Source organism: Pseudomonas sp. 14P_5.3_Bac1 (assembly GCF_025466135.1).
GTDB lineage: Bacteria > Pseudomonadota > Gammaproteobacteria > Pseudomonadales > Pseudomonadaceae > Aquipseudomonas.
In genome coordinates, this window is record NZ_JANLOF010000083.1 from 1 (window position 1) to 22,635 (window position 22,635).

24 protein-coding genes and 2 pseudogenes are annotated in these 22,635 nt (G+C 61.6%); 13 read left to right on the top strand and 13 right to left on the bottom strand.

Annotation, left to right across the window (positions count from 1 at the left end; all coding sequences use genetic code 11):
* Together NTD89_RS24550 and NTD89_RS24555 are read right to left on the bottom strand one after the other, a co-directional pair.
* The coding region (locus tag NTD89_RS24550) for a class I SAM-dependent methyltransferase (protein ID WP_262210152.1) at nt 1-792 on the bottom strand (792 nt) is incomplete at its 3' end.
* A 66-nt stretch (nt 793-858) separates the two neighbouring features.
* Nucleotides 859-1,290, bottom strand: coding sequence for a GNAT family N-acetyltransferase (locus NTD89_RS24555; protein ID WP_145159499.1), 432 nt, complete (start codon nt 1,288-1,290; stop codon nt 859-861).
* A gap of 301 nt (nt 1,291-1,591) precedes the next feature.
* Here NTD89_RS24555 and NTD89_RS24560 point away from each other — a divergent pair, with 301 nt between their 5' ends.
* The 6 genes from NTD89_RS24560 to NTD89_RS24585 all read left to right on the top strand — a co-directional run bounded on the left by NTD89_RS24560 (nt 1,592) and on the right by NTD89_RS24585 (nt 6,732).
* Complete coding sequence (locus tag NTD89_RS24560) at nt 1,592-2,557, top strand: fatty acid desaturase (RefSeq protein ID WP_262210154.1); 966 nt, start codon at nt 1,592-1,594, stop codon at nt 2,555-2,557.
* Nucleotides 2,530-3,321, top strand: coding sequence for a phosphate/phosphite/phosphonate ABC transporter substrate-binding protein (locus tag NTD89_RS24565; RefSeq protein ID WP_262210155.1), 792 nt, complete (start codon nt 2,530-2,532; stop codon nt 3,319-3,321). Before NTD89_RS24560 ends, NTD89_RS24565 begins: the two co-directional genes overlap by 28 nt.
* Nucleotides 3,322-3,429: 108 nt before the next feature.
* The gene (locus tag NTD89_RS24570; RefSeq protein WP_262210157.1) at nt 3,430-4,233 is read left to right on the top strand and encodes a sigma-70 family RNA polymerase sigma factor; all 804 of its coding nucleotides are present in this window, start codon (nt 3,430-3,432) and stop codon (nt 4,231-4,233) included.
* Between the two features lie 65 nt (nt 4,234-4,298).
* Nucleotides 4,299-5,303: an ABC transporter substrate-binding protein gene (locus NTD89_RS24575; protein ID WP_242196312.1), complete on the top strand. Its 1,005-nt coding sequence runs from the start codon at nt 4,299-4,301 to the stop codon at nt 5,301-5,303.
* Nucleotides 5,303-6,229, top strand: coding sequence for an aliphatic sulfonate ABC transporter substrate-binding protein (locus NTD89_RS24580; RefSeq protein ID WP_262210158.1), 927 nt, complete (start codon nt 5,303-5,305; stop codon nt 6,227-6,229). Before NTD89_RS24575 ends, NTD89_RS24580 begins: the two co-directional genes overlap by 1 nt.
* 233 nt (nt 6,230-6,462) lie before the next feature.
* Entirely contained in the window at nt 6,463-6,732 is a 270-nt protein-coding gene (locus NTD89_RS24585; protein WP_262210160.1) for a hypothetical protein, read from the top strand.
* A 280-nt stretch (nt 6,733-7,012) separates the two neighbouring features.
* Here NTD89_RS24585 and gstA read toward each other — a convergent pair whose 3' ends face one another.
* Nucleotides 7,013-7,615 carry a glutathione transferase GstA gene (gene gstA / locus NTD89_RS24590; RefSeq protein WP_262210162.1) on the bottom strand — a complete coding sequence of 201 codons (603 nt, stop codon included), beginning with the start codon at nt 7,613-7,615 and terminating at the stop codon, nt 7,013-7,015.
* 96 nt (nt 7,616-7,711) lie between these two features.
* Here gstA and NTD89_RS24595 point away from each other — a divergent pair, with 96 nt between their 5' ends.
* The 3 genes and pseudogenes from NTD89_RS24595 to NTD89_RS29620 all read left to right on the top strand — a co-directional run.
* Nucleotides 7,712-8,581, top strand: coding sequence for a LysR family transcriptional regulator (locus tag NTD89_RS24595; RefSeq protein WP_262210163.1), 870 nt, complete (start codon nt 7,712-7,714; stop codon nt 8,579-8,581).
* Nucleotides 8,582-8,854: 273 nt separating this feature from the next.
* A pseudogene (locus tag NTD89_RS29615) lies at nt 8,855-9,478 on the top strand (PAS domain-containing protein); the annotation flags it as partial.
* Nucleotides 9,479-9,655: 177 nt separating this feature from the next.
* Nucleotides 9,656-10,069: pseudogene (locus NTD89_RS29620) on the top strand (methyl-accepting chemotaxis protein); the annotation flags it as partial.
* A gap of 116 nt (nt 10,070-10,185) precedes the next feature.
* Here NTD89_RS29620 and NTD89_RS24605 read toward each other — a convergent pair.
* The 5 genes from NTD89_RS24605 to NTD89_RS24625 all read right to left on the bottom strand — a co-directional run bounded on the left by NTD89_RS24605 (nt 10,186) and on the right by NTD89_RS24625 (nt 14,290).
* The gene (locus NTD89_RS24605) at nt 10,186-10,722 is read right to left on the bottom strand and encodes a hypothetical protein (protein WP_262210166.1); all 537 of its coding nucleotides are present in this window, start codon (nt 10,720-10,722) and stop codon (nt 10,186-10,188) included.
* Nucleotides 10,723-10,855: 133 nt separating this feature from the next.
* Complete coding sequence (locus tag NTD89_RS24610; RefSeq protein ID WP_119741516.1) at nt 10,856-12,271, bottom strand: MFS transporter; 1,416 nt, start codon at nt 12,269-12,271, stop codon at nt 10,856-10,858.
* 139 nt (nt 12,272-12,410) lie between these two features.
* Complete coding sequence (locus NTD89_RS24615; protein ID WP_262210168.1) at nt 12,411-13,148, bottom strand: NAD-dependent epimerase/dehydratase family protein; 738 nt, start codon at nt 13,146-13,148, stop codon at nt 12,411-12,413.
* A 15-nt stretch (nt 13,149-13,163) separates the two neighbouring features.
* Nucleotides 13,164-13,796: a glutathione S-transferase family protein gene (locus tag NTD89_RS24620; protein WP_262210169.1), complete on the bottom strand. Its 633-nt coding sequence runs from the start codon at nt 13,794-13,796 to the stop codon at nt 13,164-13,166.
* Nucleotides 13,797-13,855: 59 nt separating this feature from the next.
* Nucleotides 13,856-14,290, bottom strand: coding sequence for a PACE efflux transporter (locus NTD89_RS24625; RefSeq protein WP_262210171.1), 435 nt, complete (start codon nt 14,288-14,290; stop codon nt 13,856-13,858).
* A gap of 109 nt (nt 14,291-14,399) precedes the next feature.
* On the opposite strand from NTD89_RS24625, the gene NTD89_RS24630 reads away from it, so the two are divergent.
* Nucleotides 14,400-15,275 carry a LysR family transcriptional regulator gene (locus tag NTD89_RS24630; RefSeq protein WP_262210173.1) on the top strand — a complete coding sequence of 292 codons (876 nt, stop codon included), beginning with the start codon at nt 14,400-14,402 and terminating at the stop codon, nt 15,273-15,275.
* A gap of 134 nt (nt 15,276-15,409) precedes the next feature.
* Here the strand turns inward: NTD89_RS24630 and NTD89_RS24635 are convergent, their stop codons facing one another.
* Both NTD89_RS24635 and NTD89_RS24640 read right to left on the bottom strand, forming a co-directional pair.
* A complete protein-coding gene (locus NTD89_RS24635; RefSeq protein WP_262210174.1) occupies nt 15,410-15,643 on the bottom strand; it encodes a DUF6124 family protein in 234 nt (77 codons plus the stop codon).
* Between the two features lie 456 nt (nt 15,644-16,099).
* Nucleotides 16,100-17,131 (bottom strand): LacI family DNA-binding transcriptional regulator, encoded by a 1,032-nt coding sequence (locus NTD89_RS24640; RefSeq protein ID WP_242196409.1) that lies wholly within the window; start codon nt 17,129-17,131, stop codon nt 16,100-16,102.
* Nucleotides 17,132-17,343: 212 nt separating this feature from the next.
* Here NTD89_RS24640 and NTD89_RS24645 point away from each other — a divergent pair, with 212 nt between their 5' ends.
* Both NTD89_RS24645 and NTD89_RS24650 read left to right on the top strand, forming a co-directional pair.
* Nucleotides 17,344-17,877, top strand: coding sequence for a gluconokinase (locus tag NTD89_RS24645; RefSeq protein ID WP_017139216.1), 534 nt, complete (start codon nt 17,344-17,346; stop codon nt 17,875-17,877).
* An 84-nt stretch (nt 17,878-17,961) separates the two neighbouring features.
* Nucleotides 17,962-19,314, top strand: a complete 1,353-nt coding sequence (locus tag NTD89_RS24650) for a GntP family permease (RefSeq protein ID WP_106578477.1) — start codon at nt 17,962-17,964, stop codon at nt 19,312-19,314.
* 122 nt (nt 19,315-19,436) lie between these two features.
* On the opposite strand, the gene alaC is transcribed toward NTD89_RS24650, so the two are convergent.
* Nucleotides 19,437-20,654, bottom strand: coding sequence for an alanine transaminase (gene alaC / locus NTD89_RS24655; protein ID WP_262210176.1), 1,218 nt, complete (start codon nt 20,652-20,654; stop codon nt 19,437-19,439).
* A 197-nt stretch (nt 20,655-20,851) separates the two neighbouring features.
* Between alaC and NTD89_RS24660 the strand changes: the two genes are divergently transcribed.
* Entirely contained in the window at nt 20,852-21,334 is a 483-nt protein-coding gene (locus NTD89_RS24660) for a GyrI-like domain-containing protein (RefSeq protein WP_242196277.1), read from the top strand.
* 38 nt (nt 21,335-21,372) lie between these two features.
* On the opposite strand, the gene NTD89_RS24665 is transcribed toward NTD89_RS24660, so the two are convergent.
* Both NTD89_RS24665 and NTD89_RS24670 read right to left on the bottom strand, forming a co-directional pair.
* Nucleotides 21,373-21,978 carry a pyridoxamine 5'-phosphate oxidase family protein gene (locus tag NTD89_RS24665; protein WP_262210178.1) on the bottom strand — a complete coding sequence of 202 codons (606 nt, stop codon included), beginning with the start codon at nt 21,976-21,978 and terminating at the stop codon, nt 21,373-21,375.
* A gap of 22 nt (nt 21,979-22,000) precedes the next feature.
* Complete coding sequence (locus tag NTD89_RS24670) at nt 22,001-22,489, bottom strand: GNAT family N-acetyltransferase (RefSeq protein WP_262210179.1); 489 nt, start codon at nt 22,487-22,489, stop codon at nt 22,001-22,003.
* Nucleotides 22,490-22,635 lie beyond the last annotated feature (146 nt).

Genomic DNA, 22,635 nt, shown 5'->3' on the forward strand with positions numbered 1-22,635 from the left:
CGTCATCCGATCCGACTCGCCAATCGCCACATACTTGGCCTTGTCCTGCTCACCCAACTTCAATGCCGGCGGCAAGGTCCACACCCCACCGGGGTAATCCTTGGTGTCCTTCGGGTTGGCATTCACCTCGCTTTGCCCCGCCAGCTTGAACCCGGCGTCCGTTGCCAGCTTCACCACCTGCGCGGTGGTCAGGTAACCACTGTCCTTGATCGCTTCCAGATCCGCCCCGTCCTTGGCCCGATGATCTTCCACGCCCAGCACTCCACCGGGCTTGAGCACCGTGTAGAACGCGCTGAAGGTGGTCGGCGCGGTGCCCGCGTCAACCCAGTTATGCACATTGCGAAAGGTCAGTACGGCATCGGCCGACGCAGGCTTGCCGAACACCGGCGCCTTGGGATCGAATTCGACAACCGCGGCCTTGGCATAACGCGCAGGGTCGGCGGCGAATTTGTTTTTCAGGTTCTGTTCGGACGTCGCGGCGTAAGCACTGCTGCTCGCAGCCTGCACGGCGGCCACGTAATGCCCATGGTCCTTGAGCAACGGCGCCAGCACCTCGCTGTACCAGCCGCCGCCCGGGGTGATTTCGATCACCGTCTGCTGGGCGCCCAGGCCGAAGAATTCCAACGTTTGCTGCGGATGACGGTAAACATCGCGCGCGCTGTTGGCCGGGTCGCGCCAGCTGCTGGCAAGCACGCTGGCGTACTGCGCGGCGGTAATCGGTGCGTCGGCTGCCTGGCTGAGCGTTGGGGCGAGGAGGGCGGTGAGGGACAGAGCTGCAAGCGTCGTTTTCATGATCATCCTGTAAGGGGCCACTGTGCCGTCGAGGCTAGCATGGGCCCTCTACCGGGCGATCACACATTATCCGAGGTGCACCTCACCCTTGGTTATAAGCCCCATGGCGATCATGGGTTTATTGCGTTTATAGCGCACCAGCCGCTCGCTGAGCGATTGTGGCAGCACCGTGTCCTGAGTGAAGCCCATGCGCTGGTACACACCTTCCAGATCCGGATGGCACAGCAGCCAGACTGTGCCTTCCACCTCGGCCACAGCCTGCAGAATCAGCCGCGCCGCCAACCCGTTGCCGCGATACGCGGGGTCCACAAACACCCCGGTCAGCCACTGCCCACCCACCACCGGGCTCAGGCACAACCCGGCCACGATTTCGCCGTCGCGCGCCACCCATAAACGCCCACCTTTGATGGCCTTCATCGACGAATCATGGCTACGGTAAAACTTGTTGAGCAGCGGCCACAGCGGCGCTGCCAGCGGTTCGAGGTGCAGTTCGGGCATGGTCTTCAAGCGAGCAATATCAAGGGCCGGGGATTATAAGCGCCTTCTGCCCGGCAATAGGTGGTATACCCACTGTTACATCCCCTTCAGTTGAGCATGCATCATGGCCAAAGGTATGGATTCAAAGAAAGCCGCGAAGAAGAAACCGGCAAAAACCGCCGATGAAAAACGCGCCGACAAGAAAGCCAAGAAGTCCGACACAGGCCTGTTCGGTCACTGAGTTACAAGCTTAGAACCAAACGGTCTGCAAGATTTTCGAGCCTCAATGCACAGAGCAGGAAACACCTGCTCTGAGCTGCCGATGGCCAACTACCTTGATCTGACCCAGCGCCGGGAAATCGAAGCCCTGGTGCACCGTTTTACCGCCCGAACCGAATGGCCGACCTGGCTGTTGCTGATCGGCGTGTACATAGGCTGGTTCGCCGTGATGCTCGCCAGTCAATGGCTGGGCCTGTGGCTGAGCACCCTGCTGCTGATCCCGTTGGTGACGCTGTGGCTGTCGGTGCAACACGAATTGCTCCACGGCCATCCCACCCGCTCGCTTCTTGTAAACAAACTGCTCGGCTATGCGCCATTTGCCGTGTGGTATCCCTACACGCTGTACCGCGAAAGCCATTTGTTGCACCACAACGATGAAGACCTGACGCTGCCGGGCATCGACCCGGAAAGCCGCTACCTCAACCAATTGCAATGGGACAACAGCTCGTTGCTCAAACGCCGCGTGCATTGGCTGACCAAAACCGTGCTCGGCCGGTTCCTGCTCGCGGCGCCGTTGGCGATTGGCCGACTGGCGCGTCATGAGCTTCAACGCTTGCCCCACGTGTGGCCGATGTGGCTGGCCCACGGCGTGGTGACTTTATTGATGCTGAGCTTCATTGCCCACTGCAGCGCACTGCCGGTGTGGCATTACCTGCTGCTGGTCAGCGTGCCGGCCTTGTCGCTGGCGTCGATCCGTTCCTACTATGAGCACCGTCCACACCGGCAGCCGGAACAGCGCACCGTCCTCAACGAAGCGGCCTGGCCCTGGACCTGGCTGTTCCTCAACAACAACCTGCACCTGGTGCACCATGACTTGCCGAAACTGCCCTGGTACTTGTTGCCCACCGTCTATCGCGCCCGCCGCGAACAATGGGTGGCGCGCAGCGGCGGGTTTGTGGTGCAGGGCTATGGCCAGTTGATCAGCCGCCACGGCCTCAAGGCCATCGACAGCCCCCGGCCCCTTTTGCCTGAGAGACGCCCATGCGTGATCACTACGCCGAACTGCTGATGTACGTCGCCCCCGAAGCGGTGCAGCGCGCCAACCAGCAGTGGTTGGCGCGGATAGTCGAGCGTCTGAACCTGAGCCGCCGCAACGCCGACCACCTCGACCTGCACGGCCTGTGGCTGGCGCCCGAACTGCTCGTCACGCAAACCTGCGGCTATCCGCTGATGACCCAACTGCGCGGCCAGGTGCGCGTGATCGGTCGCCCACGCTACGAGTTGGCCCACAGCAGCCAGGGCGAACACTGCAGCCTGCTGCTGACCCGCGACGACAACCCGCGCACCGCGCTGGCGGACTTCTACCATAGCCGTGGCGTGATCAACGGCCATGACTCCAACAGCGGCATGAACCTGCTGCGCGAACGTCTCGCGCCGTTGCAGCGCGGCGGCCGTTTCTTTGCCAGCGTCGGCATCAGCGGCGCCCACCGTGAAAGCCTGCGCTGGCTGCGCGAAAACCTTGCCGACCTCGCCGCCATCGACAGCGTCACCTACGACTACTTGGCGCGTTTCGCCCCGCAGGAAGTGGCGGGGCTGCGCATCGTCACCCGCAGCGCGCCGAGCCCGACCTTGCCTTACATCGGGCCGCTCAAGCTGAGCGATGAACGCGTGGCGCAGATCCGCGAGGCGATGAACCTGGCGTTGCAGGATTTACCGCAGGTGGTCGACACGCTGGGTATCCAGCAAGTGCTGCCCGCCCGCGAAGACGACTACCGCGTGCTGTTGGATTACCAGCAACAGGCGGTCAACGCGGGTTATTCGAAGCTTCAATAAGGTTATATAAAAATACCTTTTAAATATTATTAAAGAATAAGCAGCCTTGCTAGGATCGCTCCACCGGAACACCGGACATAACGCGCAACCTACTCAGATGGAGCCACTATGTCCGGCGCCGACACTTCTCACAGCGATTACGTGGGCGGATTGTTCCGCAGTCATTACGACTGGCTGTGCAGCCGTTTGCACCGCCATCTCGATTCGCGTGCCCACGCCGAAGACATCGCCGCCGACACCTTCGTCCAACTGCTGAATTCGCCAGGCGTGGTGCCGATACGCCAGCCCCGCGCCTTGCTCACCACCATCGCCCAGCGCCTGATGTACCAGCTGTGGCGCCGGCGCGATCTGGAGCGCGCGTATCTCGATGCCCTGGACAACGACGAAGCCTGCACCGCGCCGTCTCCCGAAGACCTGGCGCACATGCTCGAAGCCTTGCAGGCCCTCGACCAGTTGCTCGACGGCTTGCCGGCCAAGGTCAAGGCGACCTTCCTGCTGTCGCAACTCAATGGCCTGACGTATCCCGAGATTGCCGCCGAACTGGGGATTTCCCAACGCTCGGTCAGCGACTACATGGCCCGCGCGCTCAACCGTTGCCTGCAATTCGCCGCCGGCCATGAAGTGCATTTCGACCGTGCCGGCTTCGGCCCGGTGCGGGTCAGTTCGGCCGGCGCCACGGCGTGGGTCGACGGCTTGCTGCAAGTGCGCGACCGCCCGTTGGCGGAAGTCATCGACGCGTTGCGGCCCTATCACCGTGGCGTGTTGCGCCTGGACCCGTCAGTCGCCGGCTTGCGCGTCAGCGACCTTTATCGGCTGGACAACCCGCAGCAAATCCTCGACACCCTGGCGCGCACCTTGCCGATCCACATCACCCGCCGCACCGGGTTGTGGGTGACCGTCAATGCGGCCTGAAGGCTTCACTCAGTGACCCTGCCCACTTTGAATGCGTTGTGAATCGAATCTCCAAGAGGCTACTCATGAAAACACTAAAAAACCTGCTCGGTGGTTCGCTGCTGGCACTGACCGTTCTGGCCCACGCCGCCGACGCCGTCAAACCGATCCACTTCGGCGACATCACCTGGGAAAGCGGCAGCCTGATCACCGAAGTGCTGCGCCTGATCGTCGAGAAAGGCTACGGCCTGCCCACCGACACCTTGCCCGGCAGCACCGTGAGCCTGGAGGCCGCGCTGGCCAAGGACGACATTCAAGTGATCGGCGAAGAGTGGGCCGGGCGCAGTCCGGCGTGGGTCAAGGCCGAAGGCGAAGGCAAAGTGTTCGGCCTGGGCGACACGGTCAAAGGCGCCACCGAAGGCTGGTGGGTGCCGGAATACGTGATCAAGGGCGACGCCGAGCGCGGCATCAAACCGCTGGCGCCGGACCTCAAGTCGGTCGCCGATCTTGCGCGTTACAAGAACGTGTTCCGCGACCCCGAAGACCCAAGCAAAGGCCGCTTTCTCAACAGCCCCACCGGCTGGACCTCGGAAATCGTCAACAGCCAGAAGCTCAAGGCGTATGGCCTGACTGACACCTTCGTCAACTTCCGCACCGGCTCCGGCGCGGCGCTGGATGCCGAAGTGGCGTCGTCGATCCGCCGCGGCAAACCGGTGTTGTTCTACTACTGGTCGCCCACCCCGCTGCTCGGCCGCTTCAAGCTGATCAAACTGGAAGAACCGCCGTTCAACGCCGAGGCCTGGAAAACCCTGGCCGACGCCAATAACCCGCACCCCATCGGCACCCGTTCGATGCCGGCGCACCTGGCGATTGGCGTGTCGGCGCCGTTCAAGGCGCAGTACCCGCAACTGGTCACGTTCTTTGAAAAAGTCGACCTGCCGATCGACCTGCTCAACGGCATCCTTGCGCAGATGAGCGAGAAACGTGAACAGCCACGCCAGGTCGCGCTGGCGTTCCTCAAAGAGCAGCCGAACGTCTGGCAGCAATGGGTGCCGGCGGATGTCGCGGCCAAGGTCAAGGGAGCCCTCTGATGCTCAAAGCCCTCGCTGTTGTGGTTCTTTCGCTGGTGGCCAGCCATGTGCTCGCCGCCGAACCTTCCACGTTGCGCATCGGCTACCAGAAAAGCTCGGTGAGCATGGTGCTGGCCCGCGAGCACAAGTTGTTTGAAGACGCGCTGCCCGGCACCCAGGTGCAATGGATCGAATTCCTTGGCGGCCCGCCGCTGATCGAGGCGCTGAACGGCGGCAGCCTGGACATCGGCAACATCGGCGACATCCCGCCGATCTTCGCCCAGGCCGCCGGCATTGATTTGCAGTACTTCGCGGTCGAGCCGAACGAGGGCAAGACCGAAGCGGTGTTGGTGCCCAAGGCCAGCACGATTCAGAGCGTGGCCGAGCTCAAGGGCAAGCGCGTGGCGCTGCTCAAGGGTTCCAGTGCACACAACCTGTTCCTCAAGAGCCTGCTGCGCGCCGGTTTGCAGTGGAAGGATGTCGACGTGGTGTACCTGTCGCCGTCCGATGGCCGTGCCGCGTTTGAACAAGGCAAGGTCGACGCCTGGGTAGTGTGGGACCCGTACTACTCCGCGGCCGTGGTCGACGGTTCCGCCCGCGTGCTGGGCGATGGCCAAGGCCTCAACCCGGCGGGCAGTTTCTTTGTGGTCAGCAGCCCGTTTGCCAAGCAGCACCCGCAAGCGGTCGGCACGATTATCAACACCCTGGCCAAGGCCCAGCGCCTGTCCCTGGACCAACCCGAGCAAAGCATTGCGCTGATGGCCAAGACCCTGGGCCTGCCACCGGCGGTGGTTAAAAGCTACTTCGAACACCGCTCACCCGCGCCGATTCGTCCGCTGGAAGCCGTCGACATCGCCAACCAGCAACGCACTGCCGACCTGTTTTTTGCCAATGGCCTGATCCCGAAGAAGGTCGATGTGCAGCAGATCGTGTTCAAGACCCCCTGAATCCTGCGGCCCAAGCGACCGGGCTTCCCGTGGCGAGCGGACTTGTTGTGGCCAGCGGGCTTGTTGTGGCGAGCGGGCTTGCCCCGCGTTGGGCTGCGCAGCAGCCCCAAAACCATTCACCGCGGTGTATCAGGGGACGCGCGCAGGTCTGGAATGGGGCCGCTTCGCAGCCCAACGCGGGGCAAGCCCGCTCGCCACAACCAGCTCTAAAACCTCCCATCAGTGAGCAGACCATGCAACCGATCTACATCGACTTTCTCAACGGCCTGGACATCGACGCGCTCAACCTGTCCAACGAGGAAATCCTCATCGCCATCCAGGCCAGCCTGGCGCTTCAGGGCCGTGGCGAGGCGGTGATCGAGCCGCGCACTCACCTGATTTCTGGCGGCGGCATCAACGGCCACTTCACCGGGCTCGGTGCCGCGGTGGACACGCCGGTGGCCGATCGGGTGGAAGACTACGCCGGGCAGGCGCTGGCGGTGGTCGACAAGACCCGCCGGTAGACCTGCGTGGTGTATCGCGATTGGGGCAGGGCACGCGGCGGGTCCATGACGCGGTGCGAAGCGAAGTGGCGCATCTGGATCAGGACCGGTCGGGTTTGGATGTATTGGCGCTGAGTGCGTTCATCACCAATGGCAGCTTGAAACCCTTTCTTTGAAACGAAGCAGATCAACTGTGGGAGCGGGCTTGCTCGCGAAGGCGGTGTATCAGCTGATGCATGTGCTGACTGACCCACCGCATTCGCGAGCAAGCCCGCTCCCACAGGGTTGATTGCATTTCAGGTCATGGATTTTCGGCAGCCAAGGCCTCGATCACAGCCTGGCGCTCACCCACTCTGTGTTGAAACGCCGCCAACGCCGGCCACTGCTGCAAATCAATAGCGTGGACACCCGCCCAACGCAGCACCACAAACAAATACGCGTCCGCCACCGAATACTGCTCGCCCAGCAGGTAATCCTGACGCTCCAGTGTCTGCACCAAAATCGCAAAGCGCTTGAACAGCGTGGCCACAAACATCGCCCGCACTTCGCCTTGAATGGCCGGGTTGAAGAAAATCGCCAACCCGCCATGAATCTCGCTGGCGATAAAGTTCAGCCATTCCTGCAACCGTACGCGTTGCCAACTGCCATTGGCCGGGGCGAGCAGGGCGCTGGGTTCGAGGTCGGCCAGGTATTGCAGGATGGCACTGGCTTCGGTCAGCACATCGCCGTTGTCCAGTTGCAGCGCCGCCACGTAGCCCTTGGGGTTGATCTGCAGGAAGTCTTCGCCGTCGCCGAAGGTTTTAGCCTGGTTGTTCACCTGCACCAGCTCGAACGGCAGCGCCAATTCGCGCAGCACGATATGCGGGGCGAGCGAACAGGCGTTGGGGGAAAAATACAGTTTCATCAAAGGCGACTCCGTTGGGTTTGCGCCAGTCTCGCGGGCGTGGCACCGTGCGTAAAATTAAACCTGCAGACCCCATCCATAAGGACAGCTACTGCCATGATGAACCTGATGCACTGGCGCCTGCTGGTGGCCGTCGCCGACCACGGCAGCATCACGGCGGCTGCCGAACAGGTGGGCATGACGCAGTCCGCCGCCAGCCAGGCCATGGCGTCCATGGAGGCGACGCTGGGCGCGCAACTGTTTACCCGTGAACCGCGCAAGACGTTGCCCACAGCGCTTGGGCTCAACGTGATCGCGCAGGCGCGGGTGATGATGGGCGCGCTGCAGGCCATTCGCACCACGGTGGATGAAGCGCGCCCGCTGCTGCGGGGGAACATTCGCATCGCCAGTTTTCCGAAGGTGCTGGCGACTTTTCTGACGCCGTTGCTGCAGCGTTTCCGCCAGTTGAACCCGGGTATCGAGGTCACCACCCTGGAAGTGACCGACAGCGAAGTGCACACCTTGCTCGACGCGGGCCTGATCGATTTGGGCGTGGTGCTCAACCCCAAGCCCGAGCGCAATGCCACGGTATTGGGTCGCGACCTGTGGATGGCAGTGCTGCCATCCCATCATGCACTGGCGCAGCGCGCGGAGGATGCCAGCGTGGCGCTCGAAGCCTTGCTCGAACAACCCTTCGTACTGGCCACCGGCGGTTGTACCGCGAATGCCCGCAGCCTGGCGGCCGACGCCGGCCTGCGCCTGCGCGATATCCGCGTGGAAGTACGTGAATGGAGCAGCGCCTACAGCCTGGTGCGCGAGGGCGTCGGTGTCACGCTGGTGCCGGAAATGGCCTTGCCGGCGCAGCGCAATGGTCTGCGCGTGATGCCGCTGACGGTGCCGTTGTACCGTGAGTTTGCCTTGGTCGGTTCACCGATTCTTCCACCCTCGGCGGCGGTCGGTGCATTGTTAAAAATGCTGGCTGACTAGTGGCCTTGCATAGCGCCATGCCCTGTCTATGCTCACCCACAACCGTTGATGACGCTTGGCATGTAAAGCGATTCGGATGGTTTTTTCCCCATGACGGTGTGCCAGCAATAGCCAACTGAAGAATGGAATGCGCCGTCTCAGGCGCCGGGAATCTAGGGTGATCTGACCATGTTCAACCGCCATCACAAATCCGACCTGCAAGAAATCGAACGTTTTTCCTGTGCCCTCACCGAAGCCAACGCCAAGCTGGCTGCCATCAGTCGCTCCATGGCGATGATCGAGTTCGACCGCAACGGCGTGATCCTCGACGCCAACCCCAACTTCTGCAAAACCATGGGCTACAGCGTGGAGGAGATTCGCGGCAAACATCACCGCATCTTTTGCGAAGAGGCGTACACCCACACCGAGACCTACGCCAAGCTGTGGCGCGACCTGGCGCGGGGTGAAGCGCTCAGCGGCACGTTCATGCGCTTGAACAAGCGCGGTGAGCAAGTGTGGCTCGAAGCCAGCTACATGCCGGTGCTGGACAGCAGCAATCAGGTGCTGAGCGTGATCAAAGTGGCGTCGGACATTTCTGCGCGGGTCCACCATGAACACGAGAACCAGAGCCTGATCGACGCGATCAGCCGGTCCATGGCCGTGATCGAGTTCACCCCACAAGGCCAGATCATCAACGCCAACGACAACTTTTTGCGCACCGTGCAGTATTCCCGCGAAGAAATCATTGGCCAGCACCACAGCATGTTTTGCCATCGCGGCGAAGTGGAAGCCCCGGCGTACAAGGCCTTTTGGGCCTCGCTCAACCGCGGCGAATACCACTCCCACCGTTTCGAACGCAAAAACAAGTACGGCAAAACCCTGTTTCTGGAGGCCTCCTACAACCCGATCTTCGATACCAATGGGCGCCTGTACAAAGTGGTGAAGTTCGCCAGTGACATCACCGATCAGGTCACCACCCTGCGTACCGCCGCCGACTCGGCCCATGCCACCTCAGTACAAAACGACGCCTGCGCACGCAAGGGCTCGGAGGTGGTGCAGCAAACCGTGCAGATCATCGAAGAGATTTCCCACGACCTGAACCAGGCGGCCCAGAGCATCGATGCGGTGAGCAAGCAGTCGGACATCATCGGCTCCATCGTGCAGACCATTCGCAGCATCGCCGAGCAGACCAATATGCTCGCGCTCAACGCCGCCATTGAAGCTGCGCGGGCCGGCGAGCATGGGCGCGGGTTTGCGGTGGTGGCTGATGAAGTGCGCAGCCTTGCGGCGCGTACCAGCCAGGCGACGGTGGAGATTGTGGAGGTGGTGCGCAAGAACCACGACCTGTCGCTGAGCGCGGTTTCGAGCATGCAGTCGAGCCTGAGCCGCACCGGGCTTGGGGTAGAGCTGGCGAATGAAGCGGGGCAGGTGATCCTGGAGATTCAGGAAGGGTCACGGCATGTGGTGGATGCGATCAGTCAGTTCAACTCGACCCTGCAACTGCAGTAAGCACGGTCCCTGTGGGAGCTGGCTTGCCTGCGATAGCATCACCTGGGTGTACTTGATACACCGGGGTGCCTGCATCGAAGGCAAGCCAGCTCCCACAGTTTGATTGGGCGTGTCGGTTAAATCGCAGCCAGGGTTTCTTTCACCGACTGCGCCGGGTCCGTGGCTTTCGCCGCTACTTGCTGTTCTTGCTGCTGCTTCACACGATCAGCCACTTGCTTGGCAATCGCGTCCTGTTTTTCCTGCGGCATGGCTTGCACCTGCTCTTCGGTCAAACCCTGCTCCTTGAGCAGCTGTTCGCGAATGCGTTCGGCCGGGGATTTGTTCATGTAGTCGGTGAAGTCGGCGCGCGCGCTGCTGGTGGTCGAGCCGGCGGCAGGCACATCAGTGCTTGTTGCCGTCGTGGTGGATGACGTAGTGGCGGTCGTTGCCGCTGTGCTGGCTTGCAACTGCACACGGGTCTTGGCAAAGGCTTCGTCGATACGGTCGTTGGCCTTGTCCAGGTCCTTCTGCGCGGCCGGTACGGTCACGCTTTGCTGCGCCGCTTGCAGGGCGCCGCTGTACAGCGTGCTGGCGGCGGCGTTGGCGGGGTCCATGTCGGGTCGCTTGAGCTGTTGGACGGTCGACACCGCTTGGGCGTTGTTGTTAACCAGCATGATCGGTCACCTGAGGATGTGTTCGGTGTTTCAGGTGGAGCAAATAGCATGCCGAGGGCGATGTGCCCGTTTTTATTGGGGATGACACCGCCGCCGCGGCAATCTTTGTCCCGTCGGCGGCCAAGGCTTGCCGTCAGTGCGCAATATTCTCCAGCGCCAGGTTACGCGTGCGCGGCCCGAACCAGCTGATGGTGATCATCACGATCAACATGCTGCTGGCGATAAACGCCAGCACGCCCGGCGTGCCCAGGTGTTCGAGGATAAAACCGATCAGCAGGCTGCTGAACACCGTGGACAAACGGCTGAACGAATAGCAGAAGCCCACCGCCCGCGCGCGGATATTGGTGGGGAACAGTTCGCTTTGGTACGAGTGATAACTGAAGCTCAGCCAGGCGTTGCAAAAGGTGATCATCACCCCGCAGATCACCAGCCCCACCGCCGTGGTTTGCAGGGCGAACAGGCTGCCGAAGATCATCGCGCCCATGGCCGAGCCGACGATCTGCCATTTGTTTTCGAAGCGGTTGGCCACCTTCACAAACAGCAACGGGCCCAGCGGGTAGGCGAGGGTGATGATAAAGGCGTACAGCAAGCTGTGGGTCACGCTCACGCCCTGGCCCGAGAGCAACGCCGGCAACCAATTGCCGAAGCCGAAAAAGCCGATGGCCTGGAACACGTGAAACACGATCAGCATCAACGCGCGGCGGCGGTAAGGCGGTTGCCAGATATCGGCAAAGCGGCCGTTGCCCTGCACGCTGACGGCTTCGGGTTCGGGTTCATCCAGCGCTTTGCCGTGGTCTTTCTGGCAGCGTGCTTCCAGGCTGTCCATGATCTGCCCGGCTTGGTCAAAACGGCCTTTCTGCGCCAGCCAGCGCGGTGACTCCGGCAGACGCTTGCGCAGTTGCCAGATAAACAGCGCAAACACTGCACTGCTGAGCACCACCCAGCGCCAGCCGGACACCCCGAACGGCGCCTGGGGCACCAGCCACCATGACATCAACGCCACCGCCGGCACTGACAAAAACTGGATGAAAAACGCAAAGGCAAAGGCCGAGCTGCGCATGCGCTTGGGCACCAGTTCCGAAAGGTAGGCGTCGATGGTCACCAGTTCGATGCCCAGGCCAATGCCCACCAGAAAGCGCATGCAGATGATGCCCAGGGCGGAGGTCTGAATGCCCATCAACACCGTGGCGACGGTGTACCAGATCAACGCGAAGGTGAAGATCGCCCGACGCCCGAAGCGGTCGGCAATGGGGCTGAGCAGGCTGGCGCCGAGGAACAGGCCGAGGAAGGTTGCCGAGGCGAAAGCGGCCTGATCGGAGAACCCGAACACGCCCTCGCTGCCGGTGTGGAAAATCCCGTCGCTGATCAGGCCGGGGCTGATATAGGCGGTCTGGAACAAGTCATACAGCTCGAAAAAACCGCCGATCGACAGCAACGCCACCAGGCGCCAGAGCGTGGCGACGGCGGGCAAGCGGTCAATGCGCGCGCTGATGTGGGCGGCACGGATCGGGTCAATGCCGTCCGTGGCTGAGGCGGTGAGTGTCGACATGGGCGGATTCCAGGGGCAGTGACCTGGAATCTTAGCGGGCTAACGTCAACCGGTGCTTGTGAAATTGCGTGCGCCACGGCACGCAATTGCCGATTTATTGCGCCAAGCCTTCGGGTTTGAAGGTTTTATGGCGCAAGGGTCAGTAGGTGATGGGCATCTCGAAGGTCTGGAATGCATCGTCCACCGGCTGATAGCCCAGCACCCGTGTGGTTTCGCTCAGGTCCAGGCGCTTGAAGCGGTTATTGGAAATGCCGTGGGCGATCAGGTGTTTGACCCCTTCGACTTCAACCGAGCGTTGCAGCAATTGCACGGCGTCACGCGGGCTGAGCCAGGCGCTGAGGTCGCGGGCGTTGTTCAGGTCGGGGGTTTGGCGCGATTCGAAGGCGCCGATGCGCAGGGCAATGGTCGACAGCGCGGTTTTTGCCGCGTAGTAGCTGCACAGCGCCTCGCCGTAGCATTTGCTCACGCCGTAGAGGTTGGCGGGCATGACCTGCATGCCGGGCGTGATCTGCCGGTCAACCGGGTAGCCCTCGATGGCTTGCGCGCTGCTGGCGTACACCAGGCGTGTCACGCCCGCGGCCACCGCGGCTTCGAACAGGTAGGTGGTGGCGAGGATGTTGTTGGGCAGCAGATCTTCGAACGCGGCGCTGGCGTCGGGGATGCCGGACAGGTGCACGATCACGTCGATGCCATTGAGCAGGCCGGCCAGGCTGGCTTTGTCGCTGAGGTCGGCGTTGATGTAACGGTGCTCGCCGAGGTCAAAGTCCGGGGCGATGCGGTCAGTAAGGGTGAAGCGGTAGCGGTCTTTCGAGGCTTCGAAAAATACCTTGCCGATTCTGCCGCAGGCGCCGGTGAGCAATACGTTGAGTCCTTTCACGGGGATGTCCTTGTTTCAGTTATGACCGGCGAGGGCGAAGGTCTGAAAGCCCGGGCGTTGGCTGAGGCGCTGGTAGTAGGCCGCCACTGCGGGGTAGGGCGGGCGCTCCATGGGGGCGTTCTGCCAGCGATGCACCGAGAGGCCGATGAGGATATCGGCGAGGGTGAATTCGTCGCCAGCCACGTAGGCGCCGGTCTTGGCCAGCTGTTGCTCCAGCAGGCCCATCTTGTCATTCCATACCTGCACGGCGGCGGCAATCTGCGCCGGGTCGAGACCGTCCGGGTTGTTGCGCACCAGAGCGGTGAACGCATCGCTCCAGGCGCGGTTGAGTTCGGTGGCTTGCCAGTCCATCCACTGCTCGACCCGAGCGCGTGGCGCTGGCTCGGCGGGCAACAGGTCGTGGCGTTGGTAAAGGCCTATCAGGTAGCGGCAGATGGTGTTGGATTCCCACAGCACGCCGTGGTCGTCGATCAGCACCGGCACCTGGGCGTTGGGATTCAGGGCGAGGAACTCGGCCGACTGGGTGGGTTTGAAACCGATGCCCCAGTCTTCGCGCACGTAGTCGATGCCCAGTTCCTGGCAGGTCCAGAGCACTTTGCGCACGTTGATGGAGGACGTGCGGCCCAGGATTTTCAGTGAGTGTCCCATGGTACTTCCCTGACGATGGAGATGACCCATGGGAATCTATCAGGGGTAAACCTTCGACGCTACGCGGTTGTGGCCGGCAGCGCCGACGCGGGCAAACCGAAGGTGCGGTCGAACAGCCAGTTGAAGGCAAACGTGTAGCAGGGAATGAACAGGATCAACGCCAGGTCCAGCATAAACGCCTGCACCAGGCTGACCTTCATCCACCAGGCGATCAGCGGAATCAGGAAGACGATCAGCGTCAGTTGAAACCCGACCGCGTGGGCAATCCGCCGTTTGACGGTGCGCGTGCGGTCGGCCTGGCGGCTTTCCCAGCGCTCGAACACTGAGGTGTAAATGAAGTTCCAGGTGACCGCGATGGTCGTGATGACGACCGCCAACGGCCCTGTGCTGGAGGGGTGAGTGCCCGACAGCAGCGCCAGCCCGAGCGCCGAGAAGGTCATGCCGATCAGCTCGTAGAGCGACACATACACCAGTTTGCGTTTCACGCCTCGCATACCACTTCCTCTTTTCTACGTGACAGGAACCTCAGAGGGCGCAGAAGATAGCGTCAGCTTGGCTGATACTAAAAGTCAGAAGGTTTCAGTTTTATTGATAGGTGGCGCGATGAGTTTTACCAGCGACAGTGTCCAGTTGTTCTTGGCGGTGGTGGAGCGTGGCTCGTTTTCGGCGGCGGCGCGGGCATTGGGCAAGGTGCCTTCAGCGGTGAGCATGGGCATTGCCAACCTTGAAGCCGAGCTGGGTTACCCGTTGTTCGATCGCAGCCACCGCGAGCCGGTGCCCACCGACTTGGCGCTGGCGTTGATTCCCCATGCACGGCTGATGGCCGAGCAACTCAAACAATTGCAGGTGCATGCGTTGCAGCTGTCTCAGGGTCTGGAGAGCAAGCTGTCGATTGGCGTGGGCGCCGACATCAATACGCGCCGCCTGCTGGCCGCCATTGGCGAGCTCAGTGAGCAATTCCCGTTGCTCGACATCGAAGTGCTGACCGCCCCGCAAGATGACGTTTTGCAGCTGCTGCACAGCGGCCGGGTGCAGCTGTGCCTGGCCTATGCGGGGTTGAGCGTGAATGTGCTGGAGCGGTTTCAGTTTGTCGGCAGCGAGCGACTGATGGCCTGTATCAGCCCGCGACACCCCCAGGCGGGCGGTGAGCCGTTTTTGGAAGACTTGGTGCGGGTGCGACAGATTCTGGTGGCCGGCCGGGACTTGCCCCTCAGCGATCGTCGGCCACTGGTGGGGCAATCCTATTGGCGGACCGACACCCTGGGCATGGCGCTGGAGATGGTGGAAGCCGGGCTGGGCTGGGGCAACTTCCCGCAGTCGGTGGTGGCGCCGTTGCTGGCGGCGGGGCGCTTGCGGCGCTTGAACTTCAAGAACATCGAGAACGGGCTGGCGATGGTGGTGAATGCGGTGTGGTTGAAAAATCAGCCGTTGCACAGGGGAGCGTCGGCCTTGGTAAAAATGCTGGCTTCAGCGGATTAACCCTGCCCTCAAGTGGGCAGGGTAAAGGTGGGAGCGGGCTTGCCCGCGAAGGCGCTGGGTCAGTCAGCCCATGTGTAGCTGACCCGCCGCCATCGCAGGCAAGCCAGCTCCCACATGTTTAACCGAGCAGGGCGTCAGGTGCGCGGTGTCTGCTGGTCCATGGCTTTGCCTACCATGAGCACTGATAGCTCGCTCAATTGATGAATGGCGAGGGCTACGTCGCGGTGCTTGCCAGTGAGGTCATCGGAGAGGTCGAGCAACAAGGCGCTGACGGAACAGACGGTTTCGTAGCTGTTGATCAGCAGGGATTCGATGGGTGCATCGGGGATGATGGTGAAGAGCGTATTCGGGGGATTGACGCTTTGCATGGTTGAAGTACCTGGTTTGTGCCAACACCCGCATCGCTACTAAACAAGTTGGGTGGCAACTGTACGCAGGTTAGTAGACCGGTAATCCCACACAAACCCGGCGCGCCCGAAGGCGCCCTACGCACAGCCGCCATAGTTGGCTTGTGCATATTGTGTTGGGAGGTTCGGGCTACTAAACCCGGTCACCGAGAAATTCAGCGACCGGCAAACCCTAAAGACCACCACCCCAGCGCACAAGCCGGCGGATTCTGACGTAAGCGTAGGCAGCCGGGCAAGGCACTGACCGCAATGTCAGCCGCGTCCTACAGGCGTCCTACATCTCAAGTGGGCACGGTAAAAAAGGTGGGAGCTGGCTTGCCTGCGATGGCGGTGAGTCAGTCAACACATCATTGCCTGACACTGCGCCATCGCAGGCAAGCCAGCTTCCACACGTTGAGTGTGTCTGGCCTTCAAAAATCAGGTGCTCTCGCGCACTTGCAACTCAAAGCCCATGTCCACCACCGGCTTGGCGATCTTGTTGCCGGCCATGATCGTCAACAGGTGCTCTGCCGAACGCCGGCCAATCGCTTCACGCGGTGTGCTGATGCTGCTCAAGCGCGGCACCATGAAAGAAGAGGCGGGCAAGTCGTTGAAACCCAACACGGCCACGCGCTCCGGCACGTTGATGCCATGGCGCAGGGCTTCCAGCAGTGCGCCCTGGGCCAGGTCGTCGTTGCCGAAGAAAATCGCATCCACGTCCGGATGCGCCGCCAGCAACTGCAGAAACAACTCGCCACCCAAACCCACGGAGGAGGGGCGCGGTGTCAGCAATTCCAGCGCCGGGTCATACATACCGGCGTGTTGCAGCGCGCGGCGGAAACCTTCACCGCGCAGCAACGTACGCTGGTCCAACTGCGCGCCGATGTACGCCAGGCGCTTGCGCCCCCGCGAGATCAAGTGCGCCGCCGCCGTTTCACCCGCACTCAGTTGCGAAAACCCCACACAGTTCACGCCGGCATTCGGGTCCAGGTCCATCATGTACACACACGGCACATTGCTGGCCTCGACCATCCGGCGCGCGCTTTCCGTTCGGTCAAAGCCGGTCAGCAGCAACCCGCGTGGCTGGTAGGCCATGTAGTTGCGCAACAGGTTTTCTTCTTCGTCGCGTGAATAGTGGGAATTGCCGATCAGCACTTCAAAGCCCTTGGGCCGCAGCACTTGGTGGATGGCTTCCAGGGTTTCGATAAACAGCAGGTTGGACAGCGACGGCACGATGACCACCACCGAGTGGCTTTGCGCCGAGGCCAGGGCGCGGGCGGCGGGGTTGACCACGTAGTTGAGTTCGGCGGCGGCCCATTGCACTTTTTCCACCAGCTCGGTGGCCACGGTGCTGATGCCACGCAGGGCGCGCGAGGCGGTGATCGGGCTGACGCCGGCCAGGCGGGCTACTTCGTTGAGGGTCGGGCGACCGGTGGTGCGGGTATTTTTATCGTTCTTGGAGGTCATCAGGCGGTTGCCAAACAAAAATCGAGGCACTAAGGTAGCGCTGTCTCCAAAAGGCTGCAAATGCTTGAACGCAGGGTTGCCTGATCCGGTTCAACGGTTTCGGAGAGGATGCACGCGTCACTCCATAAAAATGACAAGTCGGCGCGGGAAAAGCCTGTTTTTGCACTAGCCTTACAGCGTGCGAAGGTAGCGCTATCTGCGTCCTGAGGTGTTTCATGAGTCAACCTGTTACCGCCCTGGTCATCATGGGTGTTTCTGGCTGTGGCAAGTCCAGCGTCAGCGAAGCCCTGTGCCGCCTGAACGGCGCCACCGCCATCGAAGGCGACAGCTTTCACCCCGCCGCGAACATCGAAAAGATGAGCGCTGGCCATCCCCTCAACGACGACGACCGCGCCGGCTGGCTCGACATCCTGTGCGATGAACTGCGCCGCTCGCTTAAAGCCGGCGAGCATCCGGTGCTGACCTGTTCGGCGCTGAAGAAAAAATACCGCGACCACCTGCGCGAAGCCGCGCCGGGCCTGGGCTTTGTGTTCCTGGAGCTGACCCGTGCCGTGGCCGCCGACCGCGTGTCCCATCGCCCCGGCCATTTCATGCCGGCCAGCCTGATCGACAGCCAGTTCGCCACCCTTGAATCGCCCGTGGGCGAGCCGCTGACCCTGGCGCTCAACGCCAGCGAAGACAGCGTCGAGGACCTGGCCGAGCAAACCAATGCCTGGTGGCTGCAACACGGCTTTGAACCAACCCATTAATTTTTTGCCGGAAAAGATAGCGCTATCCCCGGCAGGAAATTCAACACCCGCTTTAATAACAACAACAAACAGGAGAGACCCCCCATGTTTGGCATGTCCCACGAGTCTTACCTGCTGCTAGATGCAGTGGTCACTATCATCGGGCTGATCTTTTTGATCACCAAGTTCAAGGTGCACCCGTTCATTGCACTGATCATCGCGGCCGGCTTCCTCGGTCTGACTTCCGGCATGCCCGTGGACAAGATCATCAAGGCGTTCCAGGACGGCTTTGGCGGCGTGCTCGGCTTTGTCGGCATCATCCTCGCGCTGGGCACGATGCTTGGCAAAATGATGGCCGAATCCGGCGGCGCCGATCAGATCGCACAGACCTTGATCCGCGCCTTCGGCAAAGAGAAAGTCCAGTGGGCGATGATGTTCGCCGCGTTCCTGGTGGGCATCCCGCTGTTCTTCGAGATCGGTTTTGTGTTGCTGATCCCGCTGGTGTTTATCGTTGCGCGCCGCACCGGCGTGTCGCTGATCAAAATCGGCATCCCGCTGCTCGCCGGGCTTTCAGCGGTGCACGGCCTGGTGCCACCGCACCCGGGCCCGCTGTTGGCCATCGGCGTGTTTGGCGCCGACATCGGCAAGACCATCCTGTACGGCCTGATCGTCGCCCTGCCGACCGCCATCATTGCCGGGCCGATTTTCGGTACGTTTATCGCCAAGTACATTCCGGGCAACCCGTCCCAGGAACTGGTCGATCAACTGGCCCGCGAGCCCGAATCCAAAGACCTGCCGAGCTTCAGCATCACCCTGATCACCGTGCTGCTGCCGGTGTTCCTGATGCTGCTCAAAACCTTCGCTGACGTCGCGCTGCCGGACGGCCACGCCATTCGTAACTGGATGGACATGATCGGTCACCCGATCACCGCGTTGCTGCTGGCGTTGCTGCTGTCGCTGTACACCTTTGGCCATCGCCAGGGCATTCATTCCAAGCAAATCCTCAAACTGCTCGACGCCAGCCTGGCGCCAACCGCGGCGATCATTTTGATCATCGGCGCCGGCGGCGGTTTCAAGCAGATGCTGGTGACCAGCGGCGTGGGTGACGTGATCGGCCATATGGCGGTGAACGCGCAGATCAACCCGATTTTGCTGGCGTGGCTGGTGGCGGCGGTGATTCGCGTGGCGACTGGTTCCGCGACCGTGGCGACCATTACCGGCGCAGGCATCGTGGTGCCGGTGGTGGGCATGATCCCAGGCGTGAACCGTGAGCTGCTGGTGTTGGCGACAGGCGCAGGCTCGCTGGTGTTGTCTCACGTCAACGATGCGGGTTTCTGGCTGGTGAAGCAGTACTTCAACATGACCGTGGTCGAGACGTTCAAGACCTGGACAGCGATGGAGACCATCCTGTCGGTGGTGGCGCTGATCTTTATCATGTTGCTGTCGATGGTGGTCTAACAGGCACACCGCAAAACAAATGTGGGAGGGGGCTTGCCCCCGATGGCAGTGGGCCAGTCACCCGATGCAGTGACTGACACTCTGCTATCGGGGGCAAGCCCCCTCCCACATTGTTGACCGAGTTATGCCCCGGTTTTGGGTACCAACCCATCCGCGCGGAACATCCCGCGAATCCCGCGCACTGCCTGACGAATGCGGTCCTGGTTTTCGATCAGCGCGAAGCGCACATGATCGTCCCCATACTCACCAAAGCCGATGCCCGGCGACACACACACCTTCGCTTCCAGCAGCAGTTTCTTGGCAAATTCCAGCGAGCCCATGGCGGCATACGCGTCGGGAATCTTGGCCCAGACGTACATCGACGCCTTCGGGTTCTCCACCATCCAGCCCAGTTCATGCAGGCCCTTGACCAGCACATTGCGGCGCTGGCGGTACTGCTCGGCGATGTCTTTGACGCACTGCTGATCGCCTTCGAGCGCCGCAATCGCCGCCACCTGCAGCGGGGTGAAGGTGCCGTAGTCGTGGTAGCTCTTGATGCGCGCCAGCGCGTTGACCAGTTCCGGGTTGCCGACCATGAAGCCGATGCGCCAGCCGGCCATGTTGTAGCTCTTGGACAGGGTGAAAAACTCCACCGCAATGTCCTTGGCGCCCGGCACTTGCATGATCGACGGGGCTTTCCAGCCGTCGTAGACGATGTCGGCGTAGGCCAGGTCGTGCACCACCAGTACGTCGTACTGTTTGGCCAGGGCGATCACCCGTTCGAAGAAGTCCAGCTCCACGCACTGCGCGGTGGGGTTGGACGGGAAGCCGAGGATCATCATCTTCGGCTTGGGGATCGAGCCACGAATGGCGCGTTCCAGTTCAGCGAAAAAATCCACCCCCGGAATCAGCGGCACCGAGCGCACCTGGGCGCCGGCAATCACGGCACCGTAGATGTGAATCGGGTAGCTGGGGTTGGGCACCAGCACGGTGTCGCCCTGGTCGAGGGTGGCGAGCATCAAGTGCGCCAGGCCTTCTTTGGAGCCGATGGTGACGATGGCTTCCGTTTCCGGGTCGATGTCCACTTCATAGCGGTCCTTGTACCAGCGCGAGATCGCTCGGCGCAGACGCGGAATGCCTTTGGAGGTGGAGTAGCCGTGGGTGTCTTCACGCTGGGCGACGGTGACCATTTTTTCCACGATGTGGGGAGGCGTGGCGCCGTCAGGGTTACCCATGCTCAAGTCGATGATGTCTTCGCCGCGCCGACGCGCAGCCATCTTCAGCTCGGCCGTGATATTGAAAACGTAAGGGGGGAGTCGATCTATGCGCGCAAAGCGGCACGGCGAACCTTGGTCTGCCATTGTTGCCTCAAGAGTACGTAAGCGCCCGGAACCGTCCGAGCGACGTCGGCCACTGCGGTGGCCTGCGGGGCAGACAATACGGTCGATGATGGCCAGTTGTCCAGATGGCGCAGGAAAAATTTCTGATTGGGGTGAGGCGTCAATATGCCCCTATACTCGATGCGGGTTTGTGCCCTCACAAGAAGGAGACTGTTCAGATGGATCAGCAGACAAAACTACCCTTGCAGCCACGCCTGGAAGAGGGCAAAGCCCTGGTGATTGCCGGGCTCAAGGGCCATTACGACAAAGCCACCGTGGGGGATATTCCCAAGTTGTGGGAAGTGCTCGACGGCAACATCAAAGACATCAGCAAGCGCGTTGACCGCCAGATGTATGGTGTGTGCTACAACGCCAAGCAAGGCGAGTTCGACTATCTGGCCGGCGTTGAAGTACCGGCCAAAAGCGATGTGCCCAGCAATTTCCAGTCAGTTGAATTGCCTGCCCGCCATTACGCGGTATTTGCGCACCACGGCCCGGTGCAAGCGCTTGAGCAAACCTACGAGCGCATCATGTTCGAGTGGTTGCCACACTCGGGCTACAAGGTGGCCGGGGCGGATTTCGAGCGCTACAGCGCGGATTTTGATGCACGCAAAGGCACCGGTTCCGTTGAGATCTGGATGCCGGTCGAAAAGAAAGCCTGATGACTCACAGGGGCCGGCGCTCCGGCCCCACAGGTCTTTCAATACAGCGTGGCCTTGAGCCGCTCCGGCATTTCCCGGTCGTACGCCTCGGCGTCAAACTGCCCGTTATTGAGCCGCTTGTGAAACGCCCCGGCCGACGGCAATGCCGAACGGTCCAGGTGCTTCTCGGGGTTCCAGCAGTCCGAGCGCACAAACGCTTTCGAGCAGTGGAAATACGCGGCTTGCACCTGCACCAGAATCACCGAGCGCGCAGGCTTGCCATTCACCGCAAAACTCTCCAGCAACTCGGGCTCGATGCAAATCTGCGCCAGGCCATTCACGCGTAAGGTCTCGCCAATGCCCGGGATGATGAACAGCAATGCGATGCGTGGGTCCTGCACCAGGTTGCGCAGGGTATCGAGGCGGTTATTGCCCGGCCGATCCGGGATCGCCAGGGTGCGCTCATCCACAATCCGCACAAACCCCGGCACATCGCCGCGCGGCGAGCCATCGATGCCTTCCGGCCCGGATGAACTGACCACCACCAGTGGCGACGCCCGCACCATGGCCTGGTAATCCTCGTTGAGAAACGGGATCTCCTTGCGCACCGCCCGCTCGTGGGGGAGGCCGTAGAGGGTTTCGAGTTGTTCCAGGGTTGTCAGCATGTTCACCACCTCCTTATCGTGTTCAAAACACTAACGCCAGGCGGCGCTCATGGCCAATCCGGCCCTTATACGCCTCGCCGCTGTCGACCCAGCCCGCCGCCAGATACAGGCCCATCGCCGCCACATTCTGCGCGTCCACCGACAACTCCAACGCTTTGATCTGCGGCCACGCGTGCAGGGCCGCCGCCGGCAGCGCCTGCAAACAGGCTTTGCCGAACCCACGGCCCTGCTGATGCCGATCAACCTGCAACGCATGCAGCGTGGCGCTGTGCTCATCGGCCCAATGAGGCAGGCAGGGCGGGCGTTTAAGCAGCAGGAACGCGACGGGCACGTCATCGGCGAGCAGGGCGAAGCCCTTTATGGCGTTGGGACTGGGATTGACCAGCAGGCTGTTCAGCGCGCAGTAGATATCGCCTGAATACGCCAGTTGCTCGGGATGCACTTGCAGGGTGTCGAGTTGCTGTTTTTGCACAAGGCTCAGCGTCTCATAGGGCACGAGGCGGGTTTCCATCCAGGGCGCATCCCAAATCCTACAAAGAGGCGTGGATTCTAGCGGGTTTGCGCGTCGCGAAATTATTTTTCAGCGCGCTGTCGATTTACCCAAAGCGCGTTCGACTAAGGGTGTCCCACGTGATTTTCCACCCTCAGGAGTATCGC